Annotated in this window: 31 protein-coding genes and 2 tRNA genes; 19 read left to right on the top strand and 14 right to left on the bottom strand. The window is 53.0% G+C overall.

The genetic code is table 11. The features are described 5' to 3' along the window. The first annotated feature begins 105 nt into the window (after nt 1-105). The 7 genes from pyrC to C1N69_RS08430 all read left to right on the top strand — a co-directional run bounded on the left by pyrC (nt 106) and on the right by C1N69_RS08430 (nt 4764). Nucleotides 106-1152 (top strand): dihydroorotase, encoded by a 1047-nt coding sequence (gene pyrC / locus C1N69_RS08460; RefSeq protein WP_155030993.1) that lies wholly within the window; start codon nt 106-108, stop codon nt 1150-1152. Nucleotides 1153-1226: 74 nt separating this feature from the next. Next, entirely contained in the window at nt 1227-1472 is a 246-nt protein-coding gene (gene dinI, locus C1N69_RS08455; protein ID WP_025755841.1) for a DNA damage-inducible protein I, read from the top strand. 273 nt (nt 1473-1745) lie between these two features. Next, nucleotides 1746-2000, top strand: coding sequence for a biofilm formation regulator BssS (bssS, locus tag C1N69_RS08450; protein WP_008500827.1), 255 nt, complete (start codon nt 1746-1748; stop codon nt 1998-2000). Between the two features lie 116 nt (nt 2001-2116). Continuing rightward, nucleotides 2117-3235 carry an N-methyl-L-tryptophan oxidase gene (gene solA / locus C1N69_RS08445; RefSeq protein ID WP_094918351.1) on the top strand — a complete coding sequence of 373 codons (1119 nt, stop codon included), beginning with the start codon at nt 2117-2119 and terminating at the stop codon, nt 3233-3235. Nucleotides 3236-3295: 60 nt separating this feature from the next. Next, nucleotides 3296-3409 (top strand): DUF2770 family protein, encoded by a 114-nt coding sequence (locus C1N69_RS08440; RefSeq protein WP_032672401.1) that lies wholly within the window; start codon nt 3296-3298, stop codon nt 3407-3409. A 208-nt stretch (nt 3410-3617) separates the two neighbouring features. Further along, nucleotides 3618-4184 carry a cytochrome b gene (locus C1N69_RS08435; RefSeq protein WP_155030992.1) on the top strand — a complete coding sequence of 189 codons (567 nt, stop codon included), beginning with the start codon at nt 3618-3620 and terminating at the stop codon, nt 4182-4184. A 1-nt stretch (nt 4185) separates the two neighbouring features. Further along, nucleotides 4186-4764, top strand: a complete 579-nt coding sequence (locus tag C1N69_RS08430) for a YceI family protein (RefSeq protein ID WP_155030991.1) — start codon at nt 4186-4188, stop codon at nt 4762-4764. 41 nt (nt 4765-4805) lie between these two features. Here C1N69_RS08430 and trhO read toward each other — a convergent pair whose 3' ends face one another. After that, nucleotides 4806-5855, bottom strand: coding sequence for an oxygen-dependent tRNA uridine(34) hydroxylase TrhO (trhO, locus tag C1N69_RS08425; RefSeq protein ID WP_155030990.1), 1050 nt, complete (start codon nt 5853-5855; stop codon nt 4806-4808). A 222-nt stretch (nt 5856-6077) separates the two neighbouring features. Here trhO and C1N69_RS08420 point away from each other — a divergent pair, with 222 nt between their 5' ends. From C1N69_RS08420 to C1N69_RS08410, 3 genes are all read left to right on the top strand, one after another. Further along, nucleotides 6078-7004, top strand: coding sequence for a Kdo(2)-lipid IV(A) acyltransferase (locus C1N69_RS08420; protein ID WP_047958258.1), 927 nt, complete (start codon nt 6078-6080; stop codon nt 7002-7004). A gap of 141 nt (nt 7005-7145) precedes the next feature. Next, nucleotides 7146-8363 (top strand): multidrug efflux MFS transporter MdtG, encoded by a 1218-nt coding sequence (gene mdtG / locus C1N69_RS08415; protein ID WP_095441024.1) that lies wholly within the window; start codon nt 7146-7148, stop codon nt 8361-8363. A 97-nt stretch (nt 8364-8460) separates the two neighbouring features. Further along, complete coding sequence (locus C1N69_RS08410; RefSeq protein ID WP_008500834.1) at nt 8461-8835, top strand: MysB family protein; 375 nt, start codon at nt 8461-8463, stop codon at nt 8833-8835. A gap of 6 nt (nt 8836-8841) precedes the next feature. Here the strand turns inward: C1N69_RS08410 and C1N69_RS08405 are convergent, their stop codons facing one another. The 3 genes from C1N69_RS08405 to mdoG all read right to left on the bottom strand — a co-directional run bounded on the left by C1N69_RS08405 (nt 8842) and on the right by mdoG (nt 13228). Then, complete coding sequence (locus C1N69_RS08405; protein WP_024908995.1) at nt 8842-9069, bottom strand: YceK/YidQ family lipoprotein; 228 nt, start codon at nt 9067-9069, stop codon at nt 8842-8844. An 84-nt stretch (nt 9070-9153) separates the two neighbouring features. Continuing rightward, on the bottom strand, nt 9154-11682 hold the full coding sequence (mdoH, locus tag C1N69_RS08400) for a glucans biosynthesis glucosyltransferase MdoH (protein WP_047958254.1): 2529 nt from the start codon (nt 11680-11682) through the stop codon (nt 9154-9156). Beyond that, nucleotides 11675-13228: a glucans biosynthesis protein MdoG gene (gene mdoG, locus C1N69_RS08395; RefSeq protein WP_021240787.1), complete on the bottom strand. Its 1554-nt coding sequence runs from the start codon at nt 13226-13228 to the stop codon at nt 11675-11677. Before mdoG ends, mdoH begins: the two co-directional genes overlap by 8 nt. Before the next feature lie 253 nt (nt 13229-13481). Between mdoG and mdoC the strand changes: the two genes are divergently transcribed. Further along, nucleotides 13482-14621: a glucans biosynthesis protein MdoC gene (mdoC, locus tag C1N69_RS08390; RefSeq protein WP_059385696.1), complete on the top strand. Its 1140-nt coding sequence runs from the start codon at nt 13482-13484 to the stop codon at nt 14619-14621. Between the two features lie 34 nt (nt 14622-14655). Here the strand turns inward: mdoC and ymdB are convergent, their stop codons facing one another. The 5 genes from ymdB to csgB form a co-directional block, all read right to left on the bottom strand. Then, nucleotides 14656-15198: an O-acetyl-ADP-ribose deacetylase gene (gene ymdB, locus C1N69_RS08385; protein WP_025755850.1), complete on the bottom strand. Its 543-nt coding sequence runs from the start codon at nt 15196-15198 to the stop codon at nt 14656-14658. Between the two features lie 106 nt (nt 15199-15304). Next, nucleotides 15305-15625, bottom strand: coding sequence for a type 1 fimbrial protein (locus C1N69_RS08380; RefSeq protein WP_025755851.1), 321 nt, complete (start codon nt 15623-15625; stop codon nt 15305-15307). A gap of 160 nt (nt 15626-15785) precedes the next feature. Beyond that, entirely contained in the window at nt 15786-16118 is a 333-nt protein-coding gene (csgC, locus tag C1N69_RS08375; protein WP_094918345.1) for a curli assembly chaperone CsgC, read from the bottom strand. Between the two features lie 61 nt (nt 16119-16179). Next, the gene (gene csgA, locus C1N69_RS08370) at nt 16180-16635 is read right to left on the bottom strand and encodes a curli major subunit CsgA (RefSeq protein ID WP_025755853.1); all 456 of its coding nucleotides are present in this window, start codon (nt 16633-16635) and stop codon (nt 16180-16182) included. A 41-nt stretch (nt 16636-16676) separates the two neighbouring features. Beyond that, the gene (csgB, locus tag C1N69_RS08365; protein ID WP_025755854.1) at nt 16677-17132 is read right to left on the bottom strand and encodes a curli minor subunit CsgB; all 456 of its coding nucleotides are present in this window, start codon (nt 17130-17132) and stop codon (nt 16677-16679) included. Nucleotides 17133-17895: 763 nt separating this feature from the next. Between csgB and csgD the strand changes: the two genes are divergently transcribed. Genes csgD through csgG form a run of 4 tightly spaced genes read left to right on the top strand, consistent with a single transcriptional unit; the run spans nt 17896 to nt 20237 of the window. Next, nucleotides 17896-18546: a biofilm master transcriptional regulator CsgD gene (gene csgD / locus C1N69_RS08360; protein WP_045284619.1), complete on the top strand. Its 651-nt coding sequence runs from the start codon at nt 17896-17898 to the stop codon at nt 18544-18546. Between the two features lie 4 nt (nt 18547-18550). Then, complete coding sequence (gene csgE / locus C1N69_RS08355; RefSeq protein WP_025755856.1) at nt 18551-18940, top strand: curli production assembly/transport protein CsgE; 390 nt, start codon at nt 18551-18553, stop codon at nt 18938-18940. Nucleotides 18941-18963: 23 nt separating this feature from the next. Further along, nucleotides 18964-19377, top strand: a complete 414-nt coding sequence (gene csgF / locus C1N69_RS08350) for a curli production assembly/transport protein CsgF (RefSeq protein ID WP_025755857.1) — start codon at nt 18964-18966, stop codon at nt 19375-19377. Nucleotides 19378-19403: 26 nt separating this feature from the next. Next, nucleotides 19404-20237, top strand: coding sequence for a curli production assembly/transport protein CsgG (gene csgG / locus C1N69_RS08345; RefSeq protein WP_025755858.1), 834 nt, complete (start codon nt 19404-19406; stop codon nt 20235-20237). Between the two features lie 43 nt (nt 20238-20280). On the opposite strand, the gene C1N69_RS08340 is transcribed toward csgG, so the two are convergent. The 4 genes from C1N69_RS08340 to ghrA form a co-directional block, all read right to left on the bottom strand. Further along, nucleotides 20281-20763, bottom strand: coding sequence for a DUF1097 domain-containing protein (locus C1N69_RS08340; protein WP_141237249.1), 483 nt, complete (start codon nt 20761-20763; stop codon nt 20281-20283). Between the two features lie 96 nt (nt 20764-20859). Further along, a complete protein-coding gene (locus C1N69_RS08335; RefSeq protein WP_025755860.1) occupies nt 20860-21414 on the bottom strand; it encodes a TorD/DmsD family molecular chaperone in 555 nt (184 codons plus the stop codon). 20 nt (nt 21415-21434) lie between these two features. Beyond that, nucleotides 21435-22172 carry a phosphatase gene (locus tag C1N69_RS08330; protein ID WP_047958251.1) on the bottom strand — a complete coding sequence of 246 codons (738 nt, stop codon included), beginning with the start codon at nt 22170-22172 and terminating at the stop codon, nt 21435-21437. Between the two features lie 84 nt (nt 22173-22256). Beyond that, entirely contained in the window at nt 22257-23195 is a 939-nt protein-coding gene (gene ghrA / locus C1N69_RS08325) for a glyoxylate/hydroxypyruvate reductase GhrA (protein ID WP_155030989.1), read from the bottom strand. 232 nt (nt 23196-23427) lie between these two features. Between ghrA and C1N69_RS08320 the strand changes: the two genes are divergently transcribed. Next, a tRNA-Ser gene (locus C1N69_RS08320) sits at nt 23428-23515 on the top strand. A 419-nt stretch (nt 23516-23934) separates the two neighbouring features. Here C1N69_RS08320 and C1N69_RS08315 read toward each other — a convergent pair. Further along, nucleotides 23935-24840, bottom strand: coding sequence for a LysR family transcriptional regulator (locus C1N69_RS08315; protein ID WP_155030988.1), 906 nt, complete (start codon nt 24838-24840; stop codon nt 23935-23937). Between the two features lie 109 nt (nt 24841-24949). Between C1N69_RS08315 and C1N69_RS08310 the strand changes: the two genes are divergently transcribed. The 3 genes from C1N69_RS08310 (at nt 24950) to C1N69_RS08300 (ending at nt 26743) form a co-directional block, all read left to right on the top strand. Beyond that, nucleotides 24950-25816: a pirin family protein gene (locus tag C1N69_RS08310; RefSeq protein WP_155030987.1), complete on the top strand. Its 867-nt coding sequence runs from the start codon at nt 24950-24952 to the stop codon at nt 25814-25816. 14 nt (nt 25817-25830) lie between these two features. Further along, nucleotides 25831-26508, top strand: a complete 678-nt coding sequence (locus tag C1N69_RS08305) for an isochorismatase family protein (RefSeq protein ID WP_025755865.1) — start codon at nt 25831-25833, stop codon at nt 26506-26508. A 147-nt stretch (nt 26509-26655) separates the two neighbouring features. Then, nucleotides 26656-26743: transfer RNA gene (locus C1N69_RS08300), tRNA-Ser, on the top strand. Nucleotides 26744-26800 lie beyond the last annotated feature (57 nt).

Below are 26800 nucleotides of genomic sequence, written 5' to 3'. Positions count from 1 at the left end.
TTTTTTTTTACGGAAAAGTGTGCAAAGGAAAACGTTTCCGCTTATGATTTGTGTCCGGCAAAAACAGCCATCCTTATGACTGATCCCTGACAAGCCGGAGCTTCCATGACTGCACAACCCCAGGTTCTTAAAATCCGCCGCCCTGACGACTGGCATATCCATCTGCGTGATGGCGATATGCTGAAAACTGTCGTGCCTTATACCAGCGAAATTTATGGCCGCGCGATTGTCATGCCTAACCTGGTGCCACCAGTCACCACCGTTGATGCGGCGATGGCCTACCGCCAGCGCATCCTTGATGCCGTTCCCGCGGGACATGATTTTACCCCGCTGATGACCTGCTATCTGACCGATTCCCTGGATCCGAACGAAGTGGAGCGCGGGTTCAACGAAGGCGTATTTACGGCGGCTAAACTCTACCCGGCGAATGCCACCACCAATTCCAGCCACGGGGTCACCAGTATTGATGCCATCATGCCGGTTCTGGAACGCATGCAGAAACTGGGCATGCCGCTGCTGGTTCATGGGGAAGTGACGCATGCCGAGATTGACATCTTCGACCGTGAAGCCCGTTTTATTGAGACCGTCATGGAGCCTCTGCGCCAGCGCCTGCCGGCGCTGAAAGTGGTCTTCGAGCATATCACCACCAAAGACGCAGCAGAGTACGTGCGTGACGGCAACGAACTTATCGCCGCGACCATTACGCCACAGCACCTGATGTTTAACCGCAACCACATGCTGGTCGGCGGGGTGCGCCCTCACCTGTACTGCCTGCCTATTCTTAAGCGCAACATCCACCAGCAGGCGCTGCGCGAGCTGGTGGCCAGCGGGTTCTCCCGTGCGTTCCTGGGCACCGATTCCGCCCCTCACGCCCGCCATCGTAAAGAGGCAAGCTGCGGTTGCGCAGGCTGTTTCAACGCCCCAACTGCGCTTGCCAGCTACGCGACCGTGTTTGAAGAGATGAACGCGCTGGAGCATTTCGAAGCGTTCTGCTCTCTCAACGGCCCGCGCTTCTACGGCCTGCCGGTCAACGAGACCTTCATCGAACTGGAGCGTAAGACAAGCCTCGTTGAGGAGTCCATCGCGCTGACGGATGACACGCTGATCCCATTCCTGGCGGGTGAAACCGTAAACTGGACGGTAAAACGTTAAAAAAACAATGCCCCTTGTTGTCAAACCGAGAATATACCTGTATAAATAAACAGTATATTACACAGGGGGCCTTTATGCGTATTGAAGTCACCATAGCCAAAACGACCGTTCTGCCTGCCGGCGCGCTTGATGCACTGGCAGGCGAATTGTCCCGTCGTATTAATAATACCTTTCCCGACAACGCGGGTGCCGTAACGGTGCGTTACGCCTCAGCGAACAACCTCTCCGTCATTGGCGGCGCGAAAGAAGATAAAGATCGCATCAGCGAAATTCTGCAGGAAACGTGGGAAAGCGCCGACGACTGGTTCATCACAGATTAACACTGCTCCCTCATTGTGTTTTTTGCCGGGTCGCCCCGGCTTTTTTTCGTCTAAACATTCTGGAAATTCAAATTAATTCGGCATCTTCTTTAAAAATCGTGAACGAGATGGTGTTTTATTGTTCGAACAATCCTAAAAAGCAGAAAAATGTGTTGCCACCTGTTTATTTTTCCCGTTGGAACCCTTATTACTTGGTATACTGAAGATGCTTTCAGAAAAACATGCATTGAACCTCAGAGCCGTTGTCTTCTAACACGCATTAAGGGGGTTATAATGGAAAAGAATAGTGAAGTCATCCAGACCCACCCACTTGTTGGCTGGGATATCAGTACCGTAGATAGCTACGATGCGCTGATGCTGCGTTTGCACTACCAGACCCCGAATCAACTCAACCGTGAAGAAGCGGAAGTTGGACAGACGCTGTGGCTAACAACAGACGTCGCTCGTCAGTTTATTTCTATTCTGGAGGCAGGTATTGCCAAAATAGAATCTGGCGACTATCAGGAAAATGAGTATAAACGGCACTAACCGTATGCCCACTTTTCACTCAACAGGCACCCTCGCGGTGCCTTATTTATTTCTCCCTTGTCTAACCCCGCGTTGTTAATTACTCTGCTAACAAAACATCAGTTTACGAGAAAGATATGAGATACGACCTAATCATTATTGGTAGCGGCTCCGTAGGTTCGGCCGCCGGTTATTACGCGACGCAGGCGGGTCTGAACGTTCTGATGATTGATGCCCATCTTCCGCCTCATGCGGAGGGTAGCCATCATGGAGACACCCGCCTCATGCGCCATGCCTACGGTGAAGGCGAGCGCTATGTTCCTCTGGTGCTCCGCGCCCAGACGCTATGGGATGAACTGGCGAAACAGACCGAAGATCGCATTTTCGAGCGTACCGGGGTTATCAACCTTGGTCCGGCCCGTTCGGAATTTCTCGCCAATGTCGAACGCAGCGCGAAGGCCTTTAATCTTGACGTTGAGAAACTCGACGCCGCGGGCGTTACGGCGCGCTGGCCTGAAATTACCGTCCCGGACGATTACATTGGTCTCTTTGAAGCCAATTCCGGAGTATTGCATTGCGAAACCGCGATCAAAACCTGGATCGATCTTGCCGCGAAAGCTGGCTGTGCGCAGCTGTTTAACTGCCCGGTGGACGCCATCACCCATGACGCTGACGGCGTCACCGTGAAGACCCTCGACGGCGAATATTCCGCGTCTCGCCTGCTGGTCAGCGCGGGAACCTGGGTCACCCGTCTGATGCCAGACCTGCCCATTCAGCCGGTGCGTAAGGTCTTCTCCTGGTTCCAGTCAGATGGTCGTTTCAGCGCACAGAATAAATTCCCGGCCTTTACCGGCGAGCTGCCGAATGGCGACCAGTTCTACGGTTTCCCTTCCGAGAAAGACGCGCTGAAAATCGGTAAACACAACGGAGGCCAGCCGATCGCCTCCCCTGAAGAGCGCAAACCCTTCGGCGCCTTCCCGCAGGATGGCTCAGAAGCCTTCTCGTTCCTGCGTAACATCCTTCCCGGTGTCGGCGGCTTGCTGTATGGCGCAGCCTGTACCTATGACAACACGCCGGATGAGGACTTTATCATTGATACGTTGCCAGGCCATGACAACACTCTGCTTATCACCGGGCTGAGCGGTCACGGATTTAAGTTTGCCTCCGTGTTGGGGGAAATTGCCGCGCAGTTTGCCCAGGGTATCACGCCGCAGTTTGATCTGACGCCCTTTTCACTCTCGCGTTTTAACGGATAATCCCTCGCGGGCTTCGGACTTCCCGGGGCCCGTTTCATTCACACTGTATTGCGGAGCGATATGCGCAGGATCGTAAATTTCCTCATCAATAATATTCGCGAGCATTTTATGCTCTACCTCTTATTGTGGGCGCTGCTGGCTATTATCGATTTCGTGTACATTGTCTTTTATTGAAAACCCGCACTGACAGTAATTGACATTAATTTATCTTTTTTGAAATTCATTATTTCGACTTGCACGAAGCGACTGAATTAACTTTAGCGTTTCTTTTCAAAATTGCTGAAATAAGAAAAATAAAAATCAATATATCATTTTTTCAGTTGCAATATTTTGCCGCCCCGTTCATTTTTACTCTTCGGTTAATTTGAAAATGGACATTCTGATGCAATTGCGTAACTCCTCCCGACGCTACGGAATAATATCCATAGCTTTGCACTGGATATTTGCTCTTGCCGTCTACGGTATGTTTGGTCTTGGCCTCTGGATGGTCACGCTCAGCTATTACGATGGCTGGTATCACCAGGCGCCGGAGTTACATAAAAGCATTGGCGTTCTGCTGATGCTGGGGCTGGTGTTTCGCGTGATCTGGCGACATATTTCCCCGCCGCCCGCGCCGCCGAAAAGCCACGGTAAAATGACCCGCGTAAGTGCCGTCGCGGCACATATTGCGCTCTACGCGCTGCTCTTCGCCATCCTGATTAGCGGCTACCTGATCTCGACAGCGGACGGTAAGCCGATTAGCGTCTTTGGTCTTTTTGACGTTCCGGCAACGATCAGCGATGCCGGATCTCAGGCAGACACGGCTGGGATCGTTCATCTCTGGCTTGCCTGGAGCGTTGTGATCTTGTCTGTACTGCACGGGCTTGCCGCCCTCAAACACCACTTTATTGATAAAGACGATACGCTCAAGCGCATGCTTGGCCGCTCGTCTGTTGACTCTGGAGCATAAAATGAAAAAACACCTGCTGGGTATCGCACTGGGTTCTCTGTTATTGACCGCCGGTTCCGCCGTGGCGGCTGATTATAAAATTGATAAAGAGGGCCAGCATGCTTTCGTCAATTTCCGTATTCAGCATCTGGGATATAGCTGGCTGTACGGTACCTTTAAAGATTTTGACGGCACGTTCACATTTGACGATAAAAATCCTGCCGCCGATAAAGTCAATGTGACGATTAATACCAACAGCGTCGACACGAATCATGCAGAGCGCGACAAACATTTGCGCAGTGCCGATTTCCTGAATGTCTCTAAATTCCCGCAGGCGACCTTTACGTCGACGGAAGTAAAGAAAGCGGGCGATAAGCTGGATATTACCGGCAACCTGACGCTCAATGGCGTCACGAAACCTGTCACCCTTGAAGCAAAATTACTGGGTCAGGGAGACGATCCGTGGGGCGGTAAACGTGCGGGCTTTGAAGCGGCGGGAAAAATTCACCTGAAAGATTTTAATATCACAACGGATTTGGGCCCGGCCTCTCAGGACGTGGAGCTGATTATTTCCGTTGAAGGGGTTCAGCAGAAGTCGTGATAAATACGCCCGGCAGGTTTTTACGCTGCCGGGCGTTATCATTATTCCGGGTCTGGGATCCCCAGTTTGGTATTCAGACGGCCACGGGACTTATTGAAAATCTTATTGCCGTTTTCACGACCTGCGCGACGACGGCGCTGCTCTTCTTCCGGCAGCATGCTCTCTTCACTGCACAATTCGCTACAGCAGCCGTTAAACTTCTCGGCGCAGGCCGGGCACTGGATGAACAGCAGATGACATCCATCGTTTTTGCAGTTGGTATGGGTATCGCACGGCGCACCGCACTGATGGCAATGGGCAATCACGTCCTCAGAAATACGTTCCCCCATACGCTCGTCAAAGACAAAGTTTTTGCCGATAAAACGTACCGGTAAACCCTGCTCACGGGCGCGGCGGGCGTACTCGATAATGCCGCCTTCAATGTGCCAGACCTTATTGAAGCCGTTGTGCTTCATCCACGCGCTGGCTTTCTCGCAGCGGATACCGCCGGTGCAGTACATCACGATTTTTTTATCTTTATGTTCCTGCATCATCTCAACCGCTTTGGGCAGTTGCTCGCGGAAGGTATCGGCGGGGATTTCCATGGCGTTCTCGAAATGCCCCACCTCATACTCATAGTGGTTACGCATATCAATGAATACGGCATCCGGATCGTCCAGCATCGCATTCACTTCTGCAGCCTTCAGATATTCACCGACATCAGCCGGGTTAAACTCAGGATCGTCAATGCCATCCGCCACGATGCGTTCGCGCACTTTCATGCGCAGCACCCAGAAAGATTTCCCGTCATCGTCCAGCGCAATATTCAGGCGTAAGCCGTCAAGGGCCGGATCAAACTGATAAAGACACTCGCGGAAAGCGCTCACTTTGCTTTCCGGTACGCTAATCTGCGCGTTGATACCTTCGCGGGCAAGATAGACGCGTCCGAAGACGTTCAGCGCCGTGAATACCTGATAAAGCGCATCGCGGGTCGCCTGCGGATCGTTGATCGTGAAGTATTTGTAGAAGGAGATGGTCGTGCGCGGTTCGGTTTCAGCCAACATACGCGCTTTTAACATCTCATTCGATACGCGGTTGTGTAACACTGGCATGGTGTACAGTCCTGGGTTCGTCAGAGAGAATGAAAAAATCGGTCGGCATCATATAGCAAACAAAACCAATTTACATCCACACAATTTACGCTACATTTCACACTCCCTGATTAATCAGGGTTAACAATTGCTGTATTCGTGCACGTTTCGAAAGCAGATATTTTGGCTACGTCTCAAAAAGTGAGACACTAGCGGAACAGGACGTTTAAACACAGGAAAGACATGACCCAGTTACCAAAATTTACTGCCGCCCTTTTGCATCCCCGCTATTGGTTGACCTGGCTTGGCATCGGCTTTTTATGGCTACTGGTACAGCTTCCCTACCCTGTTATTTTCCGGTTGGGTAACGCTCTGGGCCGTCTCGCACAAAAGGTGATGAAGCGCCGCGCCAGGATTGCGTACCGCAACCTTGAGCTGTGCTTCCCGCAGATGAGTGAGTCAGAGCGTCACCAGCTGGTCACGAAGAATTTCGAATCCGTCGGGATGGGGCTGATGGAAACCGGTATGGCGTGGTTCTGGCCGGATAAACGCATGGCTCGCTGGAGCGAAGTGACGGGAACCGGCATGGAGCCTGTGCATACGCTTCAGTCCAGCCAGACGGGCGTTCTGCTGATTGGCGTACATTTTTTGACGCTGGAGATCGGCGCGCGGATGTTTGGCATGCAGGCACCCGGCATTGGCGTTTATCGTCCTAATGATAACCCGGTCATCGATTTAATCCAGACCAACGGGCGCATGCGCTCCAATAAAAGCATGATCGACCGTAAGGATCTGAAGGGCATGATCCGCGCGCTGAAATCCGGTGAAGTGGTCTGGTATGCCCCCGACCACGACTATGGTCCGCAATCCAGCGTATTTGTTCCCTTCTTCGCCGTTGAAGAGGCCGCTACAACGACCGGTACGTGGATGCTGGCGCGCATGTCCAAAGCCGCCATCGTGCCCTTTGTTCCCCGCCGTAAGCCGGATGGTTCAGGCTACGAGCTGATTATGCTGGAGCCGGAACTTGCGCCGCCGCTGGATGACGCCGAGACAACCGCCCGCTGGATGAACGGCATTGTCGAGAAATGCATCCTGCTCGCGCCAGAGCAGTATATGTGGCTGCACCGCCGCTTTAAAACGCGGCCAAAAGGGACACCGTCCCGCTATTAATTCATCATGCGGCTCTCAGGGCCGCCTGCTGTTTTAGCTTTAAAAGCTCACCTTCATTGCGGCAATCATAACTCAGGCGCATAATTAGCAGGCTTATTACTTTATGCCTCAGGTGTTCTGCACCTCACTATGCGGATTGTTATGTCACCCTCAGATGCCCCCATAAACTGGAAGCGTAACCTCGCGGTTGCGTGGCTTGGCTGTTTTCTCACTGGCGCGGCGTTTAGCCTGGTCATGCCTTTCCTCCCGCTCTACGTCGAACAGCTGGGCGTGACGGGTCACAGTGCGCTGAATATGTGGTCTGGCCTGGTGTTCAGCATCACGTTCCTCTTTTCCGCGATTGCCTCGCCCTTCTGGGGCGGCCTTGCCGACCGCAAGGGCCGTAAAATTATGCTGCTCCGTTCAGCGCTGGGGATGGCGATGATCATGGCGCTGATGGGCGTGGCGCAAAACGTCTGGCAGTTCCTGATCCTGCGCGCATTGCTGGGTTTGCTGGGCGGATTTATTCCTAACGCGAATGCTCTCATCGCCACGCAAATTCCTCGCCATAAGAGCGGCTGGGCGCTGGGAACGCTCTCAACCGGCGGCGTGAGTGGTGCCCTGCTGGGGCCTCTGGCCGGTGGGTTACTGGCCGATAGCTACGGCCTGCGACCGGTGTTCTTTATCACCGCCAGCGTGCTGTTCCTGTGCTTTGTTGTCACCCTGCTCTGTATCCGTGAAAATTTCACACCCGTCGCCAAAAAAGAGATGCTTCACGCCAGAGACGTGCTGGCCTCGCTTAAAAACCCCAGACTGGTGCTGAGCCTGTTCGTGACGACCCTGATTATTCAGGTGGCAACCGGTTCAATCGCCCCGATTCTGACGCTGTACGTCCGCGATCTCGCGGGCAACGTCAGTAACATCGCCTTTATCAGTGGACTGATTGCCTCCGTGCCCGGCGTGGCAGCGCTGCTTAGCGCCCCGCGGTTAGGGAAACTCGGGGACCGCGTCGGTCCGGAGAAAATCCTGATCTGTGCGCTGGTGATTTCCGTGCTGCTGCTTATCCCCATGTCGATGGTGCAATCCCCCTGGCAGCTGGGCGTGCTGCGCTTTTTGCTGGGTGCCGCCGACGGGGCGTTGCTGCCTGCCGTCCAGACCCTGCTGGTCTACAACTCCACAAACCAGATTGCCGGGCGGATATTCAGCTATAACCAGTCCTTCCGCGACATCGGTAATGTCACCGGACCGCTTCTCGGGGCAGGGATCTCCGCCAGCTTCGGTTTTCGCGCCGTCTTTATCGTCACGGCAGGCGTGGTGCTGTTTAATGCGATCTATTCATGGTTCAGTTTATCCCGTGCGTTACGGCCCGCAACGGAATAAGACGAATGCCTGACAGCTTATTTTTGCATTCATACTTGCAGAATCTGATATTCAGCTATTCTTTCCCTTAAACCTTCAGGAAAACAGGGAGACACCAATGACCATGTACGCCACGCTGGAAGAAGCTATTGATGCCGCTCGCGAAGAGTTCCTCGCCGACAATCCCGGCGTTGAGGAAGAAGATGCTGACGTGCAACAACTTAATATCCAAAAATACGTTCTGCAGGATGGGGATATTATGTGGCAGGCCGAATTTTTTGCCGATGAAGGTGAAGAAGGGGAATGTTTGCCGGTCCTGAGCGGTGAAGGTGCGCAGGCCGTCTTTGATGGCGACTACGATGAAATCGAGTTACGGCAGGAATGGCTGGAAGAAAACACCCTGCATGAATGGGATGAGGGCGAATTTCAGCTCGAACCGCCGCTGGATACTGAAGAAGGACAAACCGCAGCTGACGAATGGGACGAGCGTTAATTTACGCTACTCATAAGGGCCGTGGCTGGCATCGATCGGCAGCAACAGCGTGTCGAAAATCAGCGAAAACGGCAGATCGAGTACGGTGAGGTAGCGCCATGCGGAATCACGGAGATCCCATTTAACGCCCGGGTAATACTGATTGCCGTGACCTTGCCCTGGGATGGTGCGGCTGATGATACTGCCGCAGCCACTAAGCAGGCATGCCATCATGACGACGATAATGATTCTCATGGGTAACCTCTAAAAAAATACCGGCGATTAAGCCGGTATTTTATCTGGCGGGCGACGCTTCGCTTACCCGCCCTGGTTAACAACTTACTTCGCCTTCAACGCCAGCGGGTTCAGTTTCAGCTCTTTATAGTAGTTTACCCACGAAGAGTATCTCTCCGGAGCAGACCACACACGATAGTGAAGACGCGCCATCGTGACCGGGTCGCTCAACAGCACCAGACGACGGTCGCGGTTGAGTTTTTCCGGGGTCTCGTTCAGCGCTTGCTCAACGTGACGATCGCGGGCAATCTCCAGGACCTGGCTGGCGCGGTGACGCGCGGTCGCCATTGCCGTGGCCAGGGCGTTGAATGACGGGTTAAACACAGCGTGCATGAAGCCGTCATCCAGCGAGCGGTTGCGGTTCTGCTCCAGATAGGTATCGGTATCCACCAGCACCTGCGGCGGGGAATACTCTTCCGGGATCAGGAACAGTTTCCAGCGTTTAGTACGCAGCCCCACCGTTGCACGGCTGGAGATGACGGACACAAACGGCGACAGGATCAGCGAGAAGACGATCGGCGCCAGCCAGAACAGGAAGCGCAGATCCAGCCAGGCCATCCCGGCCGCCCATACCAGCCCCAGCAGCAGCTGAGAGCCGTGACGCATAAAGGCTTCACTCCACGGCGTGGAGTCGTCATCACGCTGCGGTGAATTCCAGACCACTTCCCAGCCCAGGAACGCGCTGACCACAAATACGGTGTGGAACAGCATACGCACCGGTGCCAGCAGCACGGAGAACAGCACTTCCAGCAGCAGTGAAAGGGTCACGCGGAAGAAACCGCCGTACTCTTTCGAGCCTTTGCACCAGATCAGAATGATACTGAGCAGCTTAGGCAGGAACAGCAGCACCATGGTGGAGGCAAACAGCGCAATCGCCAGCTCCGGACGCCACTGCGGCCACACCGGGAACAGCTGGCGCGGTTGCAGGAAGTATTGCGGCTCCGTCAGGGCATGAACGACCTGCAGCGCAGTCGACAGCGCAAGGAACATGAACCACAGCGGTGCCGACAGATAAGACATCACGCCCGTCAGGAACACCGCACGGTGAACCGGGTGCATCCCTTTAACCAGGAACAGACGGAAGTTCATCAGGTTACCATGACACCAGCGGCGGTCACGCTTGAGCTCGTCCAGCAGGTTCGGCGGCAGCTCTTCGTATGATCCCGGCAGGTCGTAGGCAATCCAGACGCCCCAGCCAGCACGACGCATCAGCGCCGCTTCCACGAAGTCGTGCGACAGGATAGAGCCGGCAAACGACCCCTCACCCGGCAGCGGCGCCAGCGCACAGTGTTCGATGAACGGCTTCACGCGGATAATGGCGTTGTGACCCCAGTAGTGGGATTCACCCAGCTGCCAGAAGTGCAGACCCGCCGTGAACAACGGCCCGTAAACACGCGTCGCAAACTGCTGACAGCGCGCATACAGCGTGTCCATACCGGAGGCTTTTGGCGAAGACTGAATGATACCCGCGTTCGGGTTGGCTTCCATCAGACGCACCAGCCCGCTCAGGCAGTCGCCGCTCATGACAGAGTCCGCATCCAGCACCACCATGTAGCTGTACTGGTTACCCCAGCGGCGGCAGAAGTCATCGATGTTGCCGCTTTTACGCTTCACACGACGACGGCGACGACGGTAGAAGATTTGACCTTCGCCCTGCACTTCCGCAATCAGCTCCATCCACGCTTTTTGTTCTGCCACGCAGATATCCGGGTTGTAGCTGTCGCTCAGGATGTAAACGTCGAAATGCTCCGCGTTGCCGGTCGCCTTTACGGACTCCCAGGTTGCACGCAAGCCCGCAAACACGCGGTCAACGTCTTCGTTACAGATAGGCATAATCAGCGCAGTACGGTGCTCAGGATTGAGGGGTTCATCCCCGACCGTTGACGCCGAAATGCTGTATTTGTCACGCCCCATCAGCAGTTGCAGGAAGCCCATCAGCGCGGTCCAGAAACCGGCCGAGACCCAGCAGAAGAGGACGGCGAACAGCAGGAGGATGCCGCTCTGCAGGATGTACGGCAGCAGCTGCATGAAGGAGACCCAGAGATCCTGGCCCATCATGTCCGTCGGGTTGATAAACGCCCAGCCCTGGTAAGGCAGGATGGTTTTCATATACCAGGTCGCGACGACCGTCTGTGCCAGCGTCAGCAGCAGCAGGATATAGCGACGGATAGTCCCCACCGTACGCCATTTCTGTTCGGACGCCTGCTCTTCTTTCGTCAGGCGTGACAGATAGCGCGGCGTGACATCACGCCCGCGCAGGCGATCCCAGAAGCGGCCAACCGGGTTGGTGCGCCAGGGATCAGGGAACATCGAGGAACGGGTCGCCTTCGGCATTGCCTGAAGCTGATCGCGTCCTTCGTCGTCTTTAATCAACTGCCCTTCTGCCAGCGAGTCTGGCCATGCCTGCTCCAGACGCGCCTTTACTGACCCCAGCGGCGTATCATCATCACGGGAAAACTGACGATGTTCACCATCCAGCGCGGCGTGAACCGCGCGAATGTTGCTCTCAGGCAGTGCCGCTTTCTCAATATCCGTCAGCGGCATGGCATCAATATATTCAGATGTATTATTCATTGGCAGGTAGCTGATAGCTCCAGGTTTCACTCAGCGGCTGATCGTTACTGACCAGCGCAGCACGCATTTCAGTGGTCTGTTTCGGATCTTTCACTTTCACGCGCAGGGTCAGACGCCATCCTTTCGTTACCGGGTTGTAACGCACGGTGTTCTCAACGATTTCACCGTTATCACCGATGCTGGCCTGAGCGGCAACGGCGGTATCCGGCGACAGTTTCTTCATATCCTGGCCTGTGAAGTCCACGACGAAGGCCACGGTACCGTCAGGCTGGCGGATAAGATTAGACTGCTTCACATCACCCGTTGAACGGCGAGTCTGCATTACATACGCGTTATCCGGCGCATGAAGCTTATCTTCGTCGCGGCTGAAGGTGATGGTGTACTTGAAGTTCATCTCTTTACCGGCTTCCGGCAGTTGATCCGGCGTCCAGTAAGCCACGATGTTATCGTTGGTTTCGTCGTTGGTTGGAATCTCAACCAGCTCAACCTTACCTTTACCCCAGTCACCGTTTGGCGTGACCCAGGCGCTTGGACGCTGATCGTAGCGATCGTCCAAATCTTCAAAGCGGGAGAACTGACGACCACGCTGCAGCAGGCCAAAACCTTGCGGGTTTTCCATAGCAAAGCTGCTCACCGCCAGATGTTTCGGGTTGTTCAGCGGACGCCAAATCCACTCACCGTTACCGGCATGAATAGACAGACCGTTGGAGTCGTGCAGTTCCGGGCGGAAGTTGGTTGCCGGCGACGGCTGGTTCGGCCCAAACAGGAACATACTGGTCAGCGGCGCAACGCCCAGTTTGCCCACTTTATCACGCAGGTAAACTTTAGACTGAACGTCAACCACCGTGTCACGGCCCGGCATAATCACAAAGCGATAAGCCCCGGTTGCACGTGGGGAATCCAGCAGCGCATAAATGGTCAGACGTTTGTCCGTTGGTTTTGGACGTTCAATCCAGAACTCACGGAAACGCGGGAATTCTTCACCTGATGGCAGCGCGGTATCAATGGCCAGGCCACGCGCAGAAAGCCCGTACACCTGCCCCGCGCCAATCACGCGGAAATAGCTGGCACCAAGCATGCTGACGATTTCGTCGTTTTTATCTTTGCTGTTGATCGGGTAAAGCACCTTAAAGCCTGCGAAGCCCAGGTCTTTCACCGTATCTTTGTCGTGTTGCACATTGCCAAAATTGAAGTAATCCGGGCTGTATTTGATCTTACGTACCGCTGTCGCCGTCACTTCATTGATGGCAACAGGCGTGTCGAAGTACATACCCTGATGATAAAATTCAAGCTTGAACGGGGTTTTAATATTGCTCCAGTACGCTTTGTCGTGATTGAACTGGATCTGCTGATAGTCCGCATACTTCATGTCGCGGAAAACGGAGGGCAAGTTACTTTTCGGCGCTTCGTAGCTCTTGCCTGCCATCGATTTTGCCTGTTTTGCGACATCGTCGATGTTAAAGGCCAGTGCCGATGAGGTATACAGTGATAACACCACTGCAGCACCTAACCAACGCATTTTCATCATCTGTGGTTTATGTTTCATAATAAGTAAGCACTTCCCCCTTTGTGTGCTTATATCGATCCGATCCATTTTAATGGAAACTCAGGCAATCCGACAACATTATCACTGCTTTGTTCAGCTGCTGGCTCATGGATTAAGCAATGAAAGAACCCTCTATTCACTTTGCGTGCTTATCCTGGAGACAGGGTGTCGGTCTTGGTGTAGGGTTGGCTTCGAATGTAACCATTATGAGTCTTAGGGATAAGACGAAAAGTCTGAGAATGCACAACGTTATATGAGCACAACACCTACAGAACGTGAATATTTCCTCGACTCGATCCGGGCATGGCTGATGCTATTGGGGATCCCTTTTCACATTTCACTGATTTACTCCAGCCACACCTGGCATGTTAATAGTACGATGCCCTCCTGGTGGCTGACGCTGTTTAATGACTTTATTCACGCCTTCCGTATGCAGGTGTTTTTTGTCATTTCCGGCTATTTCTCTTACATGCTGTTTCTGCGATATCCGCTCAAGCGCTGGTGGAAAGTGCGCGTGGAGCGCGTGGGGATACCCATGCTGACCGCCATCCCGCTGCTGACGCTGCCGCAGTTCATCATGTTGCAATACGTCAAAGGCAAGGCGGAGAACTGGCCGAATCTGTCACTGTATGAAAAGTACAATACGCTGGTCTGGGAGCTGGTCTCTCACCTGTGGTTCCTGCTGGTCCTGGTGGTACTCACAACGGTCAGTCTGGTGATTTTCAGCCGCCTGCGCCATCATTTGAGTCATAAAGCCGACACCTTTTTCGCAAACCTGACCATGGGCAAACTGTCCGTGCTCTTTTTGCTGTTGGGGATCGCCTATGCCGCGGTAAGACGTACCCTGTTTATCGTCTATCCGCCGATTCTGAGTGACGGGTTATTTAATTTTGTAGTCATGCAATCGCTGTTCTACATACCGTTCTTTTTAATCGGCGCGCTGGCCTTTATTCATCCAAAACTTAAATCGCTGTTTACCACTCCATCACCGTGGTGTGCGCTGGGGTCCGCCCTGGCGTTCGTGGCCTATCTGTTGAACCAGCGCTACGGTAGCGGCGACGCCTGGATGTATGAGACGGAGAGCGTCATCACTATGCTGCTGGGCCTGTGGATGGTAAACGTGGTTTTCGCGCTGGGACACCGTTTGCTGAACTTCAAGTCCAGCCGCGTAACCTACTTTGTCAACGCGTCACTGTTTATCTATCTGGTGCATCACCCCTTAACGCTGTTCTTCGGGGCTTATATCACACCGCATATCGCATCTAACACGCTGGGCTTCTTTACCGGGCTGGTCTTTGTGGTGGGGATTGCGATTGTGCTCTACGAAATCCACCTGCGGATCCCGCTCCTGCGTTTCCTCTTTTCCGGAAAACCGCAGACGAAAGCGGCATAAACACACGCGGCGCACTGAGTGCGCCGCGTGTGTTTCAGGTGTCCAGTTCCTGCCCGCGCTGGGTCAGCAACCGTTGATACAGGTGCGTGGTTTCTTCATCGAAACAGACAAAGAAAACTTTCTCAGGCATCGGCTTAAGCGACAGATAGCGATAAACGGTTTCGACGGCGATAGTCGCAGCGGCAGCTTTCGGATAGCCATACACACCGGTACTGATGGCCGGAAACGCCATTGTTTTATAGCCGTTGTCGGCGGCCAGCCGCAGACAGTTTCGGTAAGCCTCTTCCAGAATACTCGCTTCGTGCTGGTCACCACCGTGCCAGACAGGTCCAACCGCGTGAATCACCGCTCTGGCAGGCAGATTGCCCGCGAGGGTGATGACCGCATGGCCGGGAGGACATTCACCCTGCTGCTGCCGCACGATTTTACAGGCTTCCAGTAACTGCGGTCCGGCAGCCCGGTGGATAGCCCCGTCCACACCGCCTCCCCCCATCAGGGAGGGATTGGCCGCATTGACGATGACATCGACATGCATTGTCGTGATATCGCCATGGATAACGTCTATTTGCGGTTTCATAAAGCCCCTCTGCAACCCGCCTTTTTCTTAAGTGTATCGCAGAGGCGTCCGGGAGAAAAAACTATCAGAAAAAATCCTCTTTCGCGGTAAGGCGAAATAGCAGGCATTAGCGATACTGGATTTCAACAACGGCGAGCGTTTTTTCAGGGTTAAGGTATTTCATATGGAGCGTCGCCAGATTCGAATCGGCCACCTTGCCATTAAGCGCCTCTTCATAGCTGACCATCCGGGTTTGCATCCGGTTATTATCCGGACATGACATGGCAAATTGACGCTGCTGCGCTGTAACTTCACAGGGGTCTGCCACGATGGCCCCGCGAAAATGAATGACACCGCCATCAACAATAGTGGTCGAATAAGCCGGAAGACTAAAAGCAGAGACGATCAGGCCCAGACCTGTCGCGAGTTGAGCGAAAGCGTTGTGCATTATAAATACTCCTCAATGAAAATCGTCCTTGAGGGGCAAACGCGCTTCGTTAGGGCAAACGAAGTTTCACGTTACGGAACATAACGGCCAGGTTCCTGATATCAGCATAGCTCAACGGCACAGCCCCGCCACATTCACAACGCATTGATTTTATAAATAATTAAAGCGCGCTCCCCGCGGGAGACCACTGCTGCGATAGATGAATCGATTTACCATCAGAAACGGTGACCATAATGTTGACCGTGTCTCCTGCGTTAATATTTAAACTCAACCGCGTTAAATCAATCGTCTGATTAGCGGGTATAAAAAGTGTATTTTGCTGCCGGGAAGTACTCTGGCCCCCCTGCCCTTCCCGCACGGCGATAATCTGAACCTGACAATCACACGACTCCGTCAGCATCACCTGCGGAATAATGGTGGTCATATTGTCCTGCAAAGACGTTTTAAAGGTTATCTGGCTGGAAAGCGCGGCAAGAAGAATTAAGGTATTCATGATGAACTCCCGAAAAAAAACAGGGCGCACGCCCTGTTTTTTTGTAGCACAGATTTCAGTATTAATACTGATAAGCTGATGCGTGGTTACCTAAACCAATCTGGGTAACATTGACGGTAGAATTAGAGGCAGTCTGATCAACAAGCGCGCCGTTAAATCCACCGTACTGGCTAACATTCATTGTTGAGTCGTGACTGTTCCACTGATCAAGCGTTGCGCTGTTGGCAAAACCATTCTGGGTCAGGGAAATGGTGCTGTCGTCAGAGCCTTGTCCAACATCCGCGCCATTACCGCCACCACTCTGGCTAATAGACAGAGTTGAATTTCTGGCATTAGTCTGCAAGGCGACCGCTGAGTTACCGCCACCGCTCTGGTAAATATTCAGGGTTGAATTTGGGCCATAACCGCCGTGACCATGACCGTGTCCGTGACCCCAGCCACCTTGATCAATAAGACCAGCCATAGCACTACCAGAAACTACGATTGCTGCAAGAGCTGCCACTTTGATAAATTTCATGGTAAAACCCCCATCGGATTGATTTAAGTCGCCGCGAATAACTAACGTTGAATAACGCGAATGGCCATTTGCGACTGTTTTTGCACTACAACTGCGGTTTTCTGTGTACCGTACTGCGTGATGCTTGCTCTATTACCCGACCCTTTCTGGATAATTTTCGCACTATTACCATATCCGTCTTGCGTAATATCAGCATCATTCGCGAAGCCGCTCTGAGCGATATACGCAAAATTATAAGTCCCTGATTGATCAACCCGCGCCCTGTTACCTCCCCCTTCCTGGGAAACAATGGACAGTAATTTTGAACCGTCCTGGCGAACCTGAGCGTCATTTGATACGCCCCGCTGACCAATAATGGCTGCCTGATTTAATGATGAAAGGCTTAATTCATTAACCGCAAAGTTATATTCAGCCCTGGCTAAATCTGAATTTGCTGCGGTTACAAATCCAGGCGCACCCAGTAATGTAAACATCATAAATAACGATGTGTTTTTCATGTTGTCACCCTGGACCTGGTTATTTAATCATTTCATAACCATGTTACATGGATATTTGTTAAAGCGACTCGTTTTGTGTTAACGCGTCGTTACGGTGAAGAGTATGTCCGCTGAAACATTTTAAATATCTCACCCGCGCGGCTTATTTTTATTTATCAGATCACCACAAAGTTGTAATTTCCAGCAAAAAACACTTTAAACAGGCCAGCTTATTTTTTTATTCACTCCCTTCACAGAGGTGATTGAACAACGGCAGGAAGGCTCTCCACACTGCCCCCCGTATTGTTTAAACGCAACGGCAAAAGAACATTTTGTCATCGTGCGTGACACAGCGCGTGTTTTCTTAAGTCAGAAAGTCATTCATTTAAAGGATTAGAAATATCCCGTCACTCATACCTGAACTCAGCATTCAAAAAATAAAAAATAACACAGAAATTCAATAAGATAAAAATATTTGTATGATTTTTAAAATCTGTGCAGCCATATTCACATGTACAACTTTTGTATCAAATTGAATCATTGCACACATCCTGATTTAACAAATTAATATTGATTTTTACATTCTGTTACACGTTTAACACTTGCTTTAAACTTCGTAAAAGCTAGATTGAAATTAGATGTACGAAATTGGTTTTATATTTACCTCCCTGTGGAGGTTATGGTTTGATTCTACACACAGCAGTGCAACATCTGTCAGTACTTCTGGAGTCCTCTTTTAATCAGGAGGACAGCTGCCAGGTGCCAAAAAAAGCGGGGTTTCATCATGTTTAATGAAGTCCATAGTTTACATGGTCATACATTACTGTTGATCACAAAACCTTCTTTGCAAGCGACAGCGTTATTACAACATTTAAAGCAATCATTATCACTGAACGGGAAATTGCATAATATTCAACGTTCTTTTGATGATATTGCCCCTGGCAGCATTATTCTGTTTGATATGATGGAAGCTGATAAAAAGCTCATCCATTACTGGCAGGATGTTTTAAGCAGGAAAAACAACAATATCCGCGTGCTATTGTTGAATACGCCTGATGAATATCCTTTCAGAGATATTGAAAGCTGGCCGCATATCAATGGCGTGTTCTACGTTACTGAAGAAGAAGATCGGGTGGTAGAGGGCTTGCAGGGTATTTTGCGCGGAGAATGTTATTTTTCGCAAAAACTTGCCAGCTATCTCATCACGCATTCCGGCAATTATCGCTATAACAGCTCAGAGTCTGCACTGCTCACACACCGTGAGAAAGAGATCCTGAACAAATTACGCATTGGTGCTTCAAATATTGAAATCGCCCGTTCGTTATTTATCAGCGAAAATACAGTAAAGACGCACCTTTATAATCTTTTCAAGAAGATAGCTGTTAAAAACCGAACTCAGGCTGTTTCGTGGGCAAACGATAACCTCAGGCGTTAATCACATGAAACGCACCGTGAGTTGGATTGCCGCAGCGGGCTTTCTCCTCGCTGCAGGGAACCTACAGGCCGTCGAGGTCGAAGTTCCCGGATTGTTAACAGACCACACTGTTTCCTCTGTCGGGCACAATTTTTATCGCGCCTTCAGTGATAAATGGGACAGCACCTACACCGGAAATATAACAATCAACGAGCGGCCCAGTGCACGATGGGGAAGTTGGATAACAATAACGGCGAACCAGACCGTTATCTATCAAACATTTTTATTCCCCACGAAAATAGACTTCGATAAAAACGTCGCCTTAGCGCTGGCCCAATCAGAAGACGCTATTAATCGCCTGCAAATAGATAAAGCCCTATTAAGCACCCGCGATTTAGCAAAAGACGAGTTCTAGCGAACCGATATGCGGAGGCTGTCATGCGTATTGCATATGCAGTTGTTTCGATAATGCTAATAACACCCTTAAGCTGGGCCGGGAACATGACATTCCAGTTCCGTAACCCTAACTTTGGGGGTAACCCTAACAACGGCGCGTTCATGTTGAATGAAGCTCAGGCGCAAAACTCTTATAAAGATCCCAGCTTTAAGGATCTTGGCGTGGATACCCCGTCCGCACTGGACAACTTCACGCAGGCTATCCAGTCGCAGATTTTGGGCGGGTTGCTGACCAACATTAATACCGGCAAACCCGGCCGAATGGTGACCAACGACTTTATTGTCGACATCGCGAACAGGGACGGACAGCTCCAGTTGAACGTGACCGATCGTAAAACCGGTAAAACCTCAACCATTCAGGTTTCCGGTCTACAAACTAATTCAACTGACTTCTAAACAACAGCTAAATAAGGACAACGATCATGCAGCGCTTCCTGATATTTGTTGCAGTGTGCTTATTGAGCGGTTGTTTAACTGCTCCCCCTAAAGAAGCTGCAAAACCCACTTTAATGCCTCGGGCCCAGAGTTATCGTGATTTAACGCATTTACCGTCCCCGACGGGGAAAATATTTGTCTCCGTATATAATATTCAGGATGAAACCGGGCAATTTAAACCTTACCCGGCAAGTAACTTTTCCACGGCTGTGCCGCAAAGCGCCACCGCGATGCTGGTAACCGCGCTCAAGGATTCACACTGGTTTATTCCTCTGGAACGCCAGGGGCTACAGAACCTGTTAAATGAACGCAAAATTATCCGTGCCGCACAGGAAAATGGCACCGTCGCGGACAATAACCGTATGCCTCTGCAATCGCTGGCGGCGGCGAACGTGATGATTGAAGGATCGATTATTGGTTACGAAAGTAACGTTAAATCGGGTGGTGCGGGTGCGCGTTACTTCGGTATCGGCGCGGATACCCAGTATCAGCTCGACCAAATCGCCGTTAACCTGCGTGTGGTCAACGTCAGTACGGGTGAAGTGCTCTCTTCGGTGAACACCAGCAAAACTATCCTGTCCTATGAAGTGCAGGCAGGGGTGTTCCGCTTCATCGATTACCAGCGTTTGCTGGAGGGTGAAATTGGCTACACCTCTAACGAACCGGTCATGATGTGCCTGATGTCAGCCATTGAAACCGGCGTGATCTTCTTAATCAACGACGGTATCGATCGCGGATTGTGGGATTTACAAAATAAAGCGGACGTCCAGAACCCGATACTGGTGAAATACCGCGATATGTCAGTGCCTCCGGAATCCTGACAGGAAGCGTATAAAAAAGGCGAGATGATTATCTCGCCTTTTTTTATTCACTCACCGCCGTGACGTTTTGCGCTTTTTCCCGCCTCGATGCCAGCCAAAGTCCGCTGTTTTTCATTGCATAGCCAAACAGCAACCCCAGCAGCAGCGAAGGGACCACCAGCTTCCAGTCACCCTGCCCTGCAAACGTCGCGCATGCTCCCATAAAGGTGCCCGGCACGAACGAAAGCAGCAGATGCTTAGCCTGGACGCACATCAGGAAGGCGACAACACCCGTCATGATATACCCCAGCAGCTCCAGATGCGGCGCCAGCGCGCTGCCTTTCATGATCACCAGCGCCCAGATAACACCGCTCATCAGCGTGCAACCTGAGATAAAGAGCCCTTTTATGCCCCCCTGCGGGCAGGCGAAATAGGCCGTACAGCCGAGGAACCCGGCCCAGCTGAGCAATCCGAGAGACACGGCCACCCACCCCCACAGCCCGGAGAGAATGCCTGTCGTTAACGCGATACAAAGTAATATGTTCATGGCGCGCATCTTAGCAGAAGCGCACCATGGAAATGAGATCATCCGCACATTACGTGCAAATTGAAATGTAGAGTTGCAGAATTTATGTGACGAGCATCACTCTTCATTCTCTTCTTCCAGCTCATCCCACATTGCCGCGATGGCGTCGCGGGTCAGCGGTGCCAACGCTCTCCAGAAGGGCGAGGTCGCATGCGCTTCAACTTTCCCCAGGAAAGTCCCGACCCACGGCAACAGGTACGTTTCGAACAAGGTTTCGATGGCTTCGTTCTCATCATCCCCCGCATTGTCCTCGATCCAGGACGCGGCCAGCAGCAGCGTACCAATATGATCCGCAGGCGTGTCGGTCAGCGGCATCCCACGCGTGGAGAGAAAAGCACGGACTTCTGCTTCCGTTGCCCCTTCCTGCCAGGCAGAACGGTATGGCGAAACGCGGCACTCATCCCCCACGAACAGGGCATTGTAATCCGTCGCAATCTGCTGCATGTCGCAGCTTTTTTGCAGACGCTCCAGTAAATCATCCTGTTCCAGCGGCCAGTTCTGCGCCAGTTTCCCTTCACGAATCAATGTAAAGAGCGGAACCAGCAGCGGGTCTTGTGGCTGACGGTAATACAGCGTACCCAGCACGCGGCAGAGGATGGAAAACTCATTCATTTTTTTATTCCATTACACAATTAAAGATCGGCAAATTCGGCAATCGGCTCCATTCCGCGCGACTCGAGGAAATCGAGCATGCGGCGTGGGGTGACGTTCAGGATTTGCGCTTCCGGGAAGTCAACGTCATTCAGCACTTTCAGGCACTCGCTAAAGTCACCGAGCGTGAACGCGGTATGGGAATCTGAACCCAGTGCCACCATGCCACCCGCATCACGGACGGCGGCCGCCACTTCGCGACAGTTAGCTTCACTGCCCTTACGGGAGTGAACAAAGGAGGAATTGTTAATTTCCAGCGCCACGCGGTGTTTTGCTGCCGCCTGCGCGACAGCCTGAATATCAATCGGGTACTTCGGGTTGCCCGGGTGGCTGATAATATGCACATTGCCGCTGGCAATGGTGGCGATCATCGCCGCGGTGTTGGTCTCTTTATCCTGAGGCGCAAAGACCGGTTCATGGAAACCAGCAAGGATAAGATCAAGCGAGGTCAGCATCGGGCCGGTGCAGTCGATTTCACCGTCGATGTTTTTGATGTTTGCCTCAATGCCGCGCAGTATTCCGATGCCGTCCACCAGACGTGGCCAGATCCGCATATTCACAAAATGCCAGTAGTGCGGCGCATCCGCCATATCCGGGCCATGATCGGTGATCGCAAAAAGCGTGATGCCTTTGAGCTTCGCCTGGGCGATATAATCATGGAGGTTGCTATACGCGTGGGTACTGGCGACGGTGTGCATATGCAGGTCAACGGGATACATCTCTCTCTCCTCTGCGGTTTTTCCAAAGGATAGCAGTTATCAGCAGCGAATATTAGCAAAAACCCGGCAAACGCCGGGTTTCTCTCAGTATCCACGCTGTCTGTCGACCTGGCCGGTGACCGCGTTGCCTTTTTCCAGTTCGCTGATGGTATGGGATATATAGGCCACCGCTTCAGCCGGGCGCGTCACGGCCGCCACGTGCGGGGTCATCGCCACACGCGGATGTGCCCACAGCGGGCTCTCCTTCGGCAGCGGCTCACGGCTGTAGACATCCAGCATGGCACCTTTTAGCTTGCCGCTGTCCAGCGCCTTCAGCAGATCCGGCTCGACCAGATGCACTCCGCGCGCCAGGTTCATCAGGTAGCTCTCATCGGCTAACTGGTTGAGCAAGGCTTCATTGATGATCCCTGCCGTTTCCGCCGTGTTTGGCAGCAGATTGATGAGCACCCGTGTGCCTTTCAGGAAAGCCGGGAGCTCATCGGTTCCGGCAAAGCTCGCTACGCCAGGATAATCCTTGCGGCTGCGGCTCCAGCAGCGTAGCGGGAACCCCCACGGGGCGAGGGCTTCAGCCACTCTGGATCCCAGCACACCGGCACCGAGAATGCCGATGGTGAAATCCTCGCGCTGATACTCCGGCAGCGGCTCCCAGTGGGCTTGCTGTTTAAACGCCTGATAATCATCAAAGCGGCGGAACCAGTGCAGCACCTGGCTCACGGCGTATTCCTGCATTTGCTGGCCCATTCCGGTATCTTCCAGGCGGAACAGAGGTGTGGCTTCCGGCAGCATTTCAGGGTGCGCCTTCAGTTTGCTCAGGATGGAATCCACCCCGGCACCCAGGGCAAAAACGGCCTTCAGGTTACGTCCCTGAAGCATTTCTACCGGCGGATGCCAGACCAGCGCATAGTCTGCATGTTCGTTATCACCCCGCTTCCACTCGCGAACGCGTGCGCCGGGGATCGCCGCCGTGAGCGCCTTGATCCAGTAAGCCGTATCAAAAGTAGGGTGATAAAAGAGTATATCCATAGTGATTCCTGCCTTTTATTGCGCTGATTTATTTTGCTTTTTAACTGGAGTGTCAGCATAACAAATTTATTGCAAGAGGGTGTTGCTGATAAAAAAGACGCTTTCAGCACATTTAAGAATCATGTTGCCTGAAGTTTGTCTAAACGCGCTAAATTACTGAAAAAGTGAGTTGACGGCAGTTCAGCTTTTCCTTACATTAGCGCCCGTCCCGACAACAACGGGATGACAATATGGTGAGGTGTCCGAGTGGCTGAAGGAGCACGCCTGGAAAGTGTGTATACGGCAACGTATCGGGGGTTCGAATCCCCCCCTCACCGCCATATTCGAGATAAGAGCTCGTACGAAAGTACGGGCTTTTTTCTTTTATATTCTCCGAAAGGGGGATGAGAATCCCCGACCGGGGTTCGACAACTGGCGACAGCCAGTTGGACAGACTGAGAGCGCAGCGAACAGGCTGCCCGCAGGGCGAGCGAAGCGAGTCAATCCCCCCCTCACCGCCATATTTAAAGAAGAGCTCGTACGAAAGTACGGGCTTTTTTCTTTTATATTCTCCGAAAGGGGGGATGAGAATCCCCGACCGGGGTTCGACAACTGGCGACAGCCAGTTGGACAGACTGAGAGCGCAGCGAACAGGCTGCCCGCAGGGCGAGCGCAGCGAGTCAATCCCCCCCGGAGCCAAATGCAGCACGGTGCGGCCTGAGCCCCTCACCCTGCCCTCTCCCCAGGGGAGAGGGAAGTGCTAGTCTTCCGCCATCTTCGCATACTCTTCGGTAAGAAAATCCACCAGCGCCCTGACAGACGGCAGCAACCCGCGTCTGGAAGGATAAACAGCATGAATCACTTCCCGTCGCGGTTCCCATGCCTCAAGTACCCGAACCAGCTCCCCGGACGCCAGCTGATCCTTCACCATCAAAATCGGCAACTGCACCACGCCAATGCCTGCCATCGCGGCTTCACGGAGCGCAAGCATGTCCGTGGTGATCAACCGGGGATGATAATGGACCTCCGCTTTCGCCCCGTCGGGTCCGGAGAGTGTCCATTTATGGATGTGTTTACCCTCACCCATACTTAAACCAGGCCAGGCGCTGAGTTCAGACGGCATGGACGGTTTCCCCAGCCGTGCAATCAGCGCCGGGCTTGCCACCAGGCAATGTCCCCGGTCGGCCAGCACCCTTAACACCAGATCGCTGTCATCAAACGGCCGTGGACGCACGCGGATCGCCACATCAATTCCCTCTCCCACCAGATCGACCCGCCGATTTGTCGCTTCCAGCTGGAGGTTGATCCCCGGATAGCGCACCATAAATCTTGCCAGCATTGGGCCGACATGCACATGCAATAAGGTGACGGGACAGGTGAGCCTGACGATACCGCGCGGTTCTGCCTGCAGCGCCGCCACGGCTTCCTCCGCAGCCTCCGCCTCCACCATCATCGCTTTACAGTGCTGATAGAAGGTCTGTCCGACCTCGGTCACCGTAAACTGCCGGGTTGTGCGATGGATAAGCCGCACGCCCAGCCGCTCTTCAAGCTGCGCTATCCGGCGGCTTAGCCTGGACTTGGGCAGGTCGAGCGCCCGTCCCGCCGCCGCAAAGCCACCGTAGTCGACCACTTTCACAAACCAGACGAAGTCATTGAGATCCTGCATAAATCCTCATCGTTCCAATTTCAGAACAGTGAATGCCATTTTCACTATCTACCGGGATATTAACGCTGAATATAAGCTAATTACATCAACAGAACATCAGGAGTAAATCATGAAAAACGTAACTGGCGTTTATACCGCTCCTCGTCAGCACTGGGTTGGCGACGGTTTCCCGGTCCGTTCAATGTTCTCTTATCAGACGCACGGCGAGCCCCTCAGCCCGTTTCTGCTGCTGGATTACGCGGGCCCGTACACCTTCCCGGCAGATGGCGCAAAGCGCGGCGTAGGCCAGCACCCACACCGGGGTTTTGAAACGGTCACCATCGTCTATTCCGGCGAAGTAGAGCACCGCGACTCCACCGGGAAAGGCGGCGTCATTGGCCCCGGCGACGTGCAGTGGATGACCGCAGGCGCAGGCATTTTGCACGAGGAGTTCCACTCCAGCGCCTTCGCGCAGAAAGGCGGGGAACTGAAAATGATGCAGCTCTGGGTCAACCTGCCGGCGAAAGACAAAATGGCCGCGCCAGGCTATCAGAGTATCACCAACGCCGATATTCCGGTGGTGACGCTGCCTGAAAACAGCGGCTCGCTGCGGGTTATTGCCGGTCATTACAACGACGTGGCCGGCCCGGCGCACACGTTTTCGCCGCTGAACGTCTGGGACATCACCCTGAATCAGGGCAGTCACGTCACGTTCACTCAGCCGGAAGGCTGGAGCACAGCGCTGGTCGTACTTGAAGGCAGTATTTCGGTGAACGGTACCGCTCAGGCGGGTGAAGCCCAGCTGGTCGTATTGAGTCAGGAAGGCGACAAGCTGCACCTGGAAGCCAGCAGCGATGCCAAAGTGCTGCTGATGGCGGGTGAGCCACTGAATGAACCTATCGTGGGCTATGGCCCGTTTGTGATGAACAGTAAAACCGAAATCAACGAAGCCATTCGTGATTTCAATTCCGGCCGCTTCGGCCAGATCCGCTCGTAATAAAGGAGAAGAACATGTCTACACCTGCCAATTTTAATGGCGCTCGTCCGGTCATTGATGTTAACGATGCGGTGATGTTGCTTATTGACCACCAGAGTGGTCTGTTCCAGACCGTCGGGGATATGCCAATGCCGGAGCTGCGTGCCCGTGCGGCAGCGCTGGCAAAAATCGCTACCCTGGCGAAGATCCCGGTGATTACCACGGCGTCTGTCCCCCAAGGGCCGAACGGACCGCTTATCCCGGAGATCCACGCCAACGCGCCGCATGCGCAGTATGTAGCCCGTAAAGGTGAGATCAACGCCTGGGATAACCCGGAATTCGTGGCGGCGGTGAAAGCGACGGGACGCAAAACGTTGATTATCGCAGGCACCATTACCAGCGTCTGCATGGCGTTCCCGTCAATCAGCGCGGTTGCCGACGGGTATAAAGTGTTTGCGGTAATTGATGCCTCCGGTACCTACAGCAAAATGGCGCAAGAGATCACTCTGGCGCGTGTGGTACAGGCTGGCGTGGTGCCGATGGACACGGCGGCGGTAGCTTCTGAGATCCAGCGGACATGGAACCGTGAAGATGCCGCGGAGTGGGCGGAAGTGTATACCCACATCTTCCCGGCGTATCAGTTGCTGATCGAAAGCTACGGCAAAGCGCAGGAAGTGGTTAAAAACAGCGAAGTGCTCGATTCACAGCGTTAATCCCCTGCTCCACGGCGTAAAAACCGTGGAGCTGATTATTGCTTAACCGAACAGGCAGTAAAGCTGAAAATCTGCTTGACCGTGTTAGCGCAACTCCCTATAGTAGCGCCCCGTTGCCCCCCAAGCGGTCAGGCAGCAAAATAATATGGTGAGGTGTCCGAGTGGCTGAAGGAGCACGCCTGGAAAGTGTGTATACGGCAACGTATCGGGGGTTCGAATCCCCCCCTCACCGCCATATTTAAAGAAGAGCTCGCATGAAAATGCGGGCTTTTTTTTCGCATGTTGCACACCT

It is taken from the genome of Enterobacter sichuanensis (assembly GCF_009036245.1).
Taxonomy (GTDB): domain Bacteria; phylum Pseudomonadota; class Gammaproteobacteria; order Enterobacterales; family Enterobacteriaceae; genus Enterobacter; species Enterobacter sichuanensis.
The sequence above is the reverse complement of the archived record's forward strand: the minus strand, read 5'-3'. Positions and strand labels throughout refer to the sequence as shown.

Bases quoted from the DNA above. Each gene is read 5' to 3' on its own strand.
- C1N69_RS08315 (WP_155030988.1), bottom strand. From the start codon at position 24,840: ATGCAGGATCTCAATGACTTCGTCTGGTTTGTGAAAGTGGTCGACTAC.
- csgG (WP_025755858.1), top strand. From the start codon at position 19,404: ATGCAGCGCTTCCTGATATTTGTTGCAGTGTGCTTATTGAGCGGTTGT.
- csgC (WP_094918345.1), bottom strand. From the start codon at position 16,118: ATGAATACCTTAATTCTTCTTGCCGCGCTTTCCAGCCAGATAACCTTT.
- trhO (WP_155030990.1), bottom strand. From the start codon at position 5,855: ATGCCAGTGTTACACAACCGCGTATCGAATGAGATGTTAAAAGCGCGT.
- C1N69_RS08430 (WP_155030991.1), top strand. From the start codon at position 4,186: ATGAAAAAACACCTGCTGGGTATCGCACTGGGTTCTCTGTTATTGACC.
- C1N69_RS08380 (WP_025755851.1), bottom strand. From the start codon at position 15,625: ATGCACAACGCTTTCGCTCAACTCGCGACAGGTCTGGGCCTGATCGTC.
- C1N69_RS08330 (WP_047958251.1), bottom strand. From the start codon at position 22,172: ATGTATCCCGTTGACCTGCATATGCACACCGTCGCCAGTACCCACGCG.
- csgB (WP_025755854.1), bottom strand. From the start codon at position 17,132: ATGAAAAACACATCGTTATTTATGATGTTTACATTACTGGGTGCGCCT.
- csgE (WP_025755856.1), top strand. From the start codon at position 18,551: ATGAAACGCACCGTGAGTTGGATTGCCGCAGCGGGCTTTCTCCTCGCT.
- C1N69_RS08405 (WP_024908995.1), bottom strand. From the start codon at position 9,069: ATGAGAATCATTATCGTCGTCATGATGGCATGCCTGCTTAGTGGCTGC.
- mdoH (WP_047958254.1), bottom strand. From the start codon at position 11,682: ATGAATAATACATCTGAATATATTGATGCCATGCCGCTGACGGATATT.
- C1N69_RS08305 (WP_025755865.1), top strand. From the start codon at position 25,831: ATGTCTACACCTGCCAATTTTAATGGCGCTCGTCCGGTCATTGATGTT.
- mdoG (WP_021240787.1), bottom strand. From the start codon at position 13,228: ATGAAACATAAACCACAGATGATGAAAATGCGTTGGTTAGGTGCTGCA.
- bssS (WP_008500827.1), top strand. From the start codon at position 1,746: ATGGAAAAGAATAGTGAAGTCATCCAGACCCACCCACTTGTTGGCTGG.
- C1N69_RS08420 (WP_047958258.1), top strand. From the start codon at position 6,078: ATGACCCAGTTACCAAAATTTACTGCCGCCCTTTTGCATCCCCGCTAT.
- C1N69_RS08335 (WP_025755860.1), bottom strand. From the start codon at position 21,414: ATGAATGAGTTTTCCATCCTCTGCCGCGTGCTGGGTACGCTGTATTAC.
- C1N69_RS08410 (WP_008500834.1), top strand. From the start codon at position 8,461: ATGACCATGTACGCCACGCTGGAAGAAGCTATTGATGCCGCTCGCGAA.
- C1N69_RS08440 (WP_032672401.1), top strand. From the start codon at position 3,296: ATGCGCAGGATCGTAAATTTCCTCATCAATAATATTCGCGAGCATTTT.
- mdoC (WP_059385696.1), top strand. From the start codon at position 13,482: ATGAGCACAACACCTACAGAACGTGAATATTTCCTCGACTCGATCCGG.
- csgA (WP_025755853.1), bottom strand. From the start codon at position 16,635: ATGAAATTTATCAAAGTGGCAGCTCTTGCAGCAATCGTAGTTTCTGGT.
- C1N69_RS08340 (WP_141237249.1), bottom strand. From the start codon at position 20,763: ATGAACATATTACTTTGTATCGCGTTAACGACAGGCATTCTCTCCGGG.
- C1N69_RS08435 (WP_155030992.1), top strand. From the start codon at position 3,618: ATGCAATTGCGTAACTCCTCCCGACGCTACGGAATAATATCCATAGCT.
- solA (WP_094918351.1), top strand. From the start codon at position 2,117: ATGAGATACGACCTAATCATTATTGGTAGCGGCTCCGTAGGTTCGGCC.
- ghrA (WP_155030989.1), bottom strand. From the start codon at position 23,195: ATGGATATACTCTTTTATCACCCTACTTTTGATACGGCTTACTGGATC.
- C1N69_RS08310 (WP_155030987.1), top strand. From the start codon at position 24,950: ATGAAAAACGTAACTGGCGTTTATACCGCTCCTCGTCAGCACTGGGTT.
- ymdB (WP_025755850.1), bottom strand. From the start codon at position 15,198: ATGAAACCGCAAATAGACGTTATCCATGGCGATATCACGACAATGCAT.
- mdtG (WP_095441024.1), top strand. From the start codon at position 7,146: ATGTCACCCTCAGATGCCCCCATAAACTGGAAGCGTAACCTCGCGGTT.
- dinI (WP_025755841.1), top strand. From the start codon at position 1,227: ATGCGTATTGAAGTCACCATAGCCAAAACGACCGTTCTGCCTGCCGGC.
- csgD (WP_045284619.1), top strand. From the start codon at position 17,896: ATGTTTAATGAAGTCCATAGTTTACATGGTCATACATTACTGTTGATC.
- csgF (WP_025755857.1), top strand. From the start codon at position 18,964: ATGCGTATTGCATATGCAGTTGTTTCGATAATGCTAATAACACCCTTA.
- pyrC (WP_155030993.1), top strand. From the start codon at position 106: ATGACTGCACAACCCCAGGTTCTTAAAATCCGCCGCCCTGACGACTGG.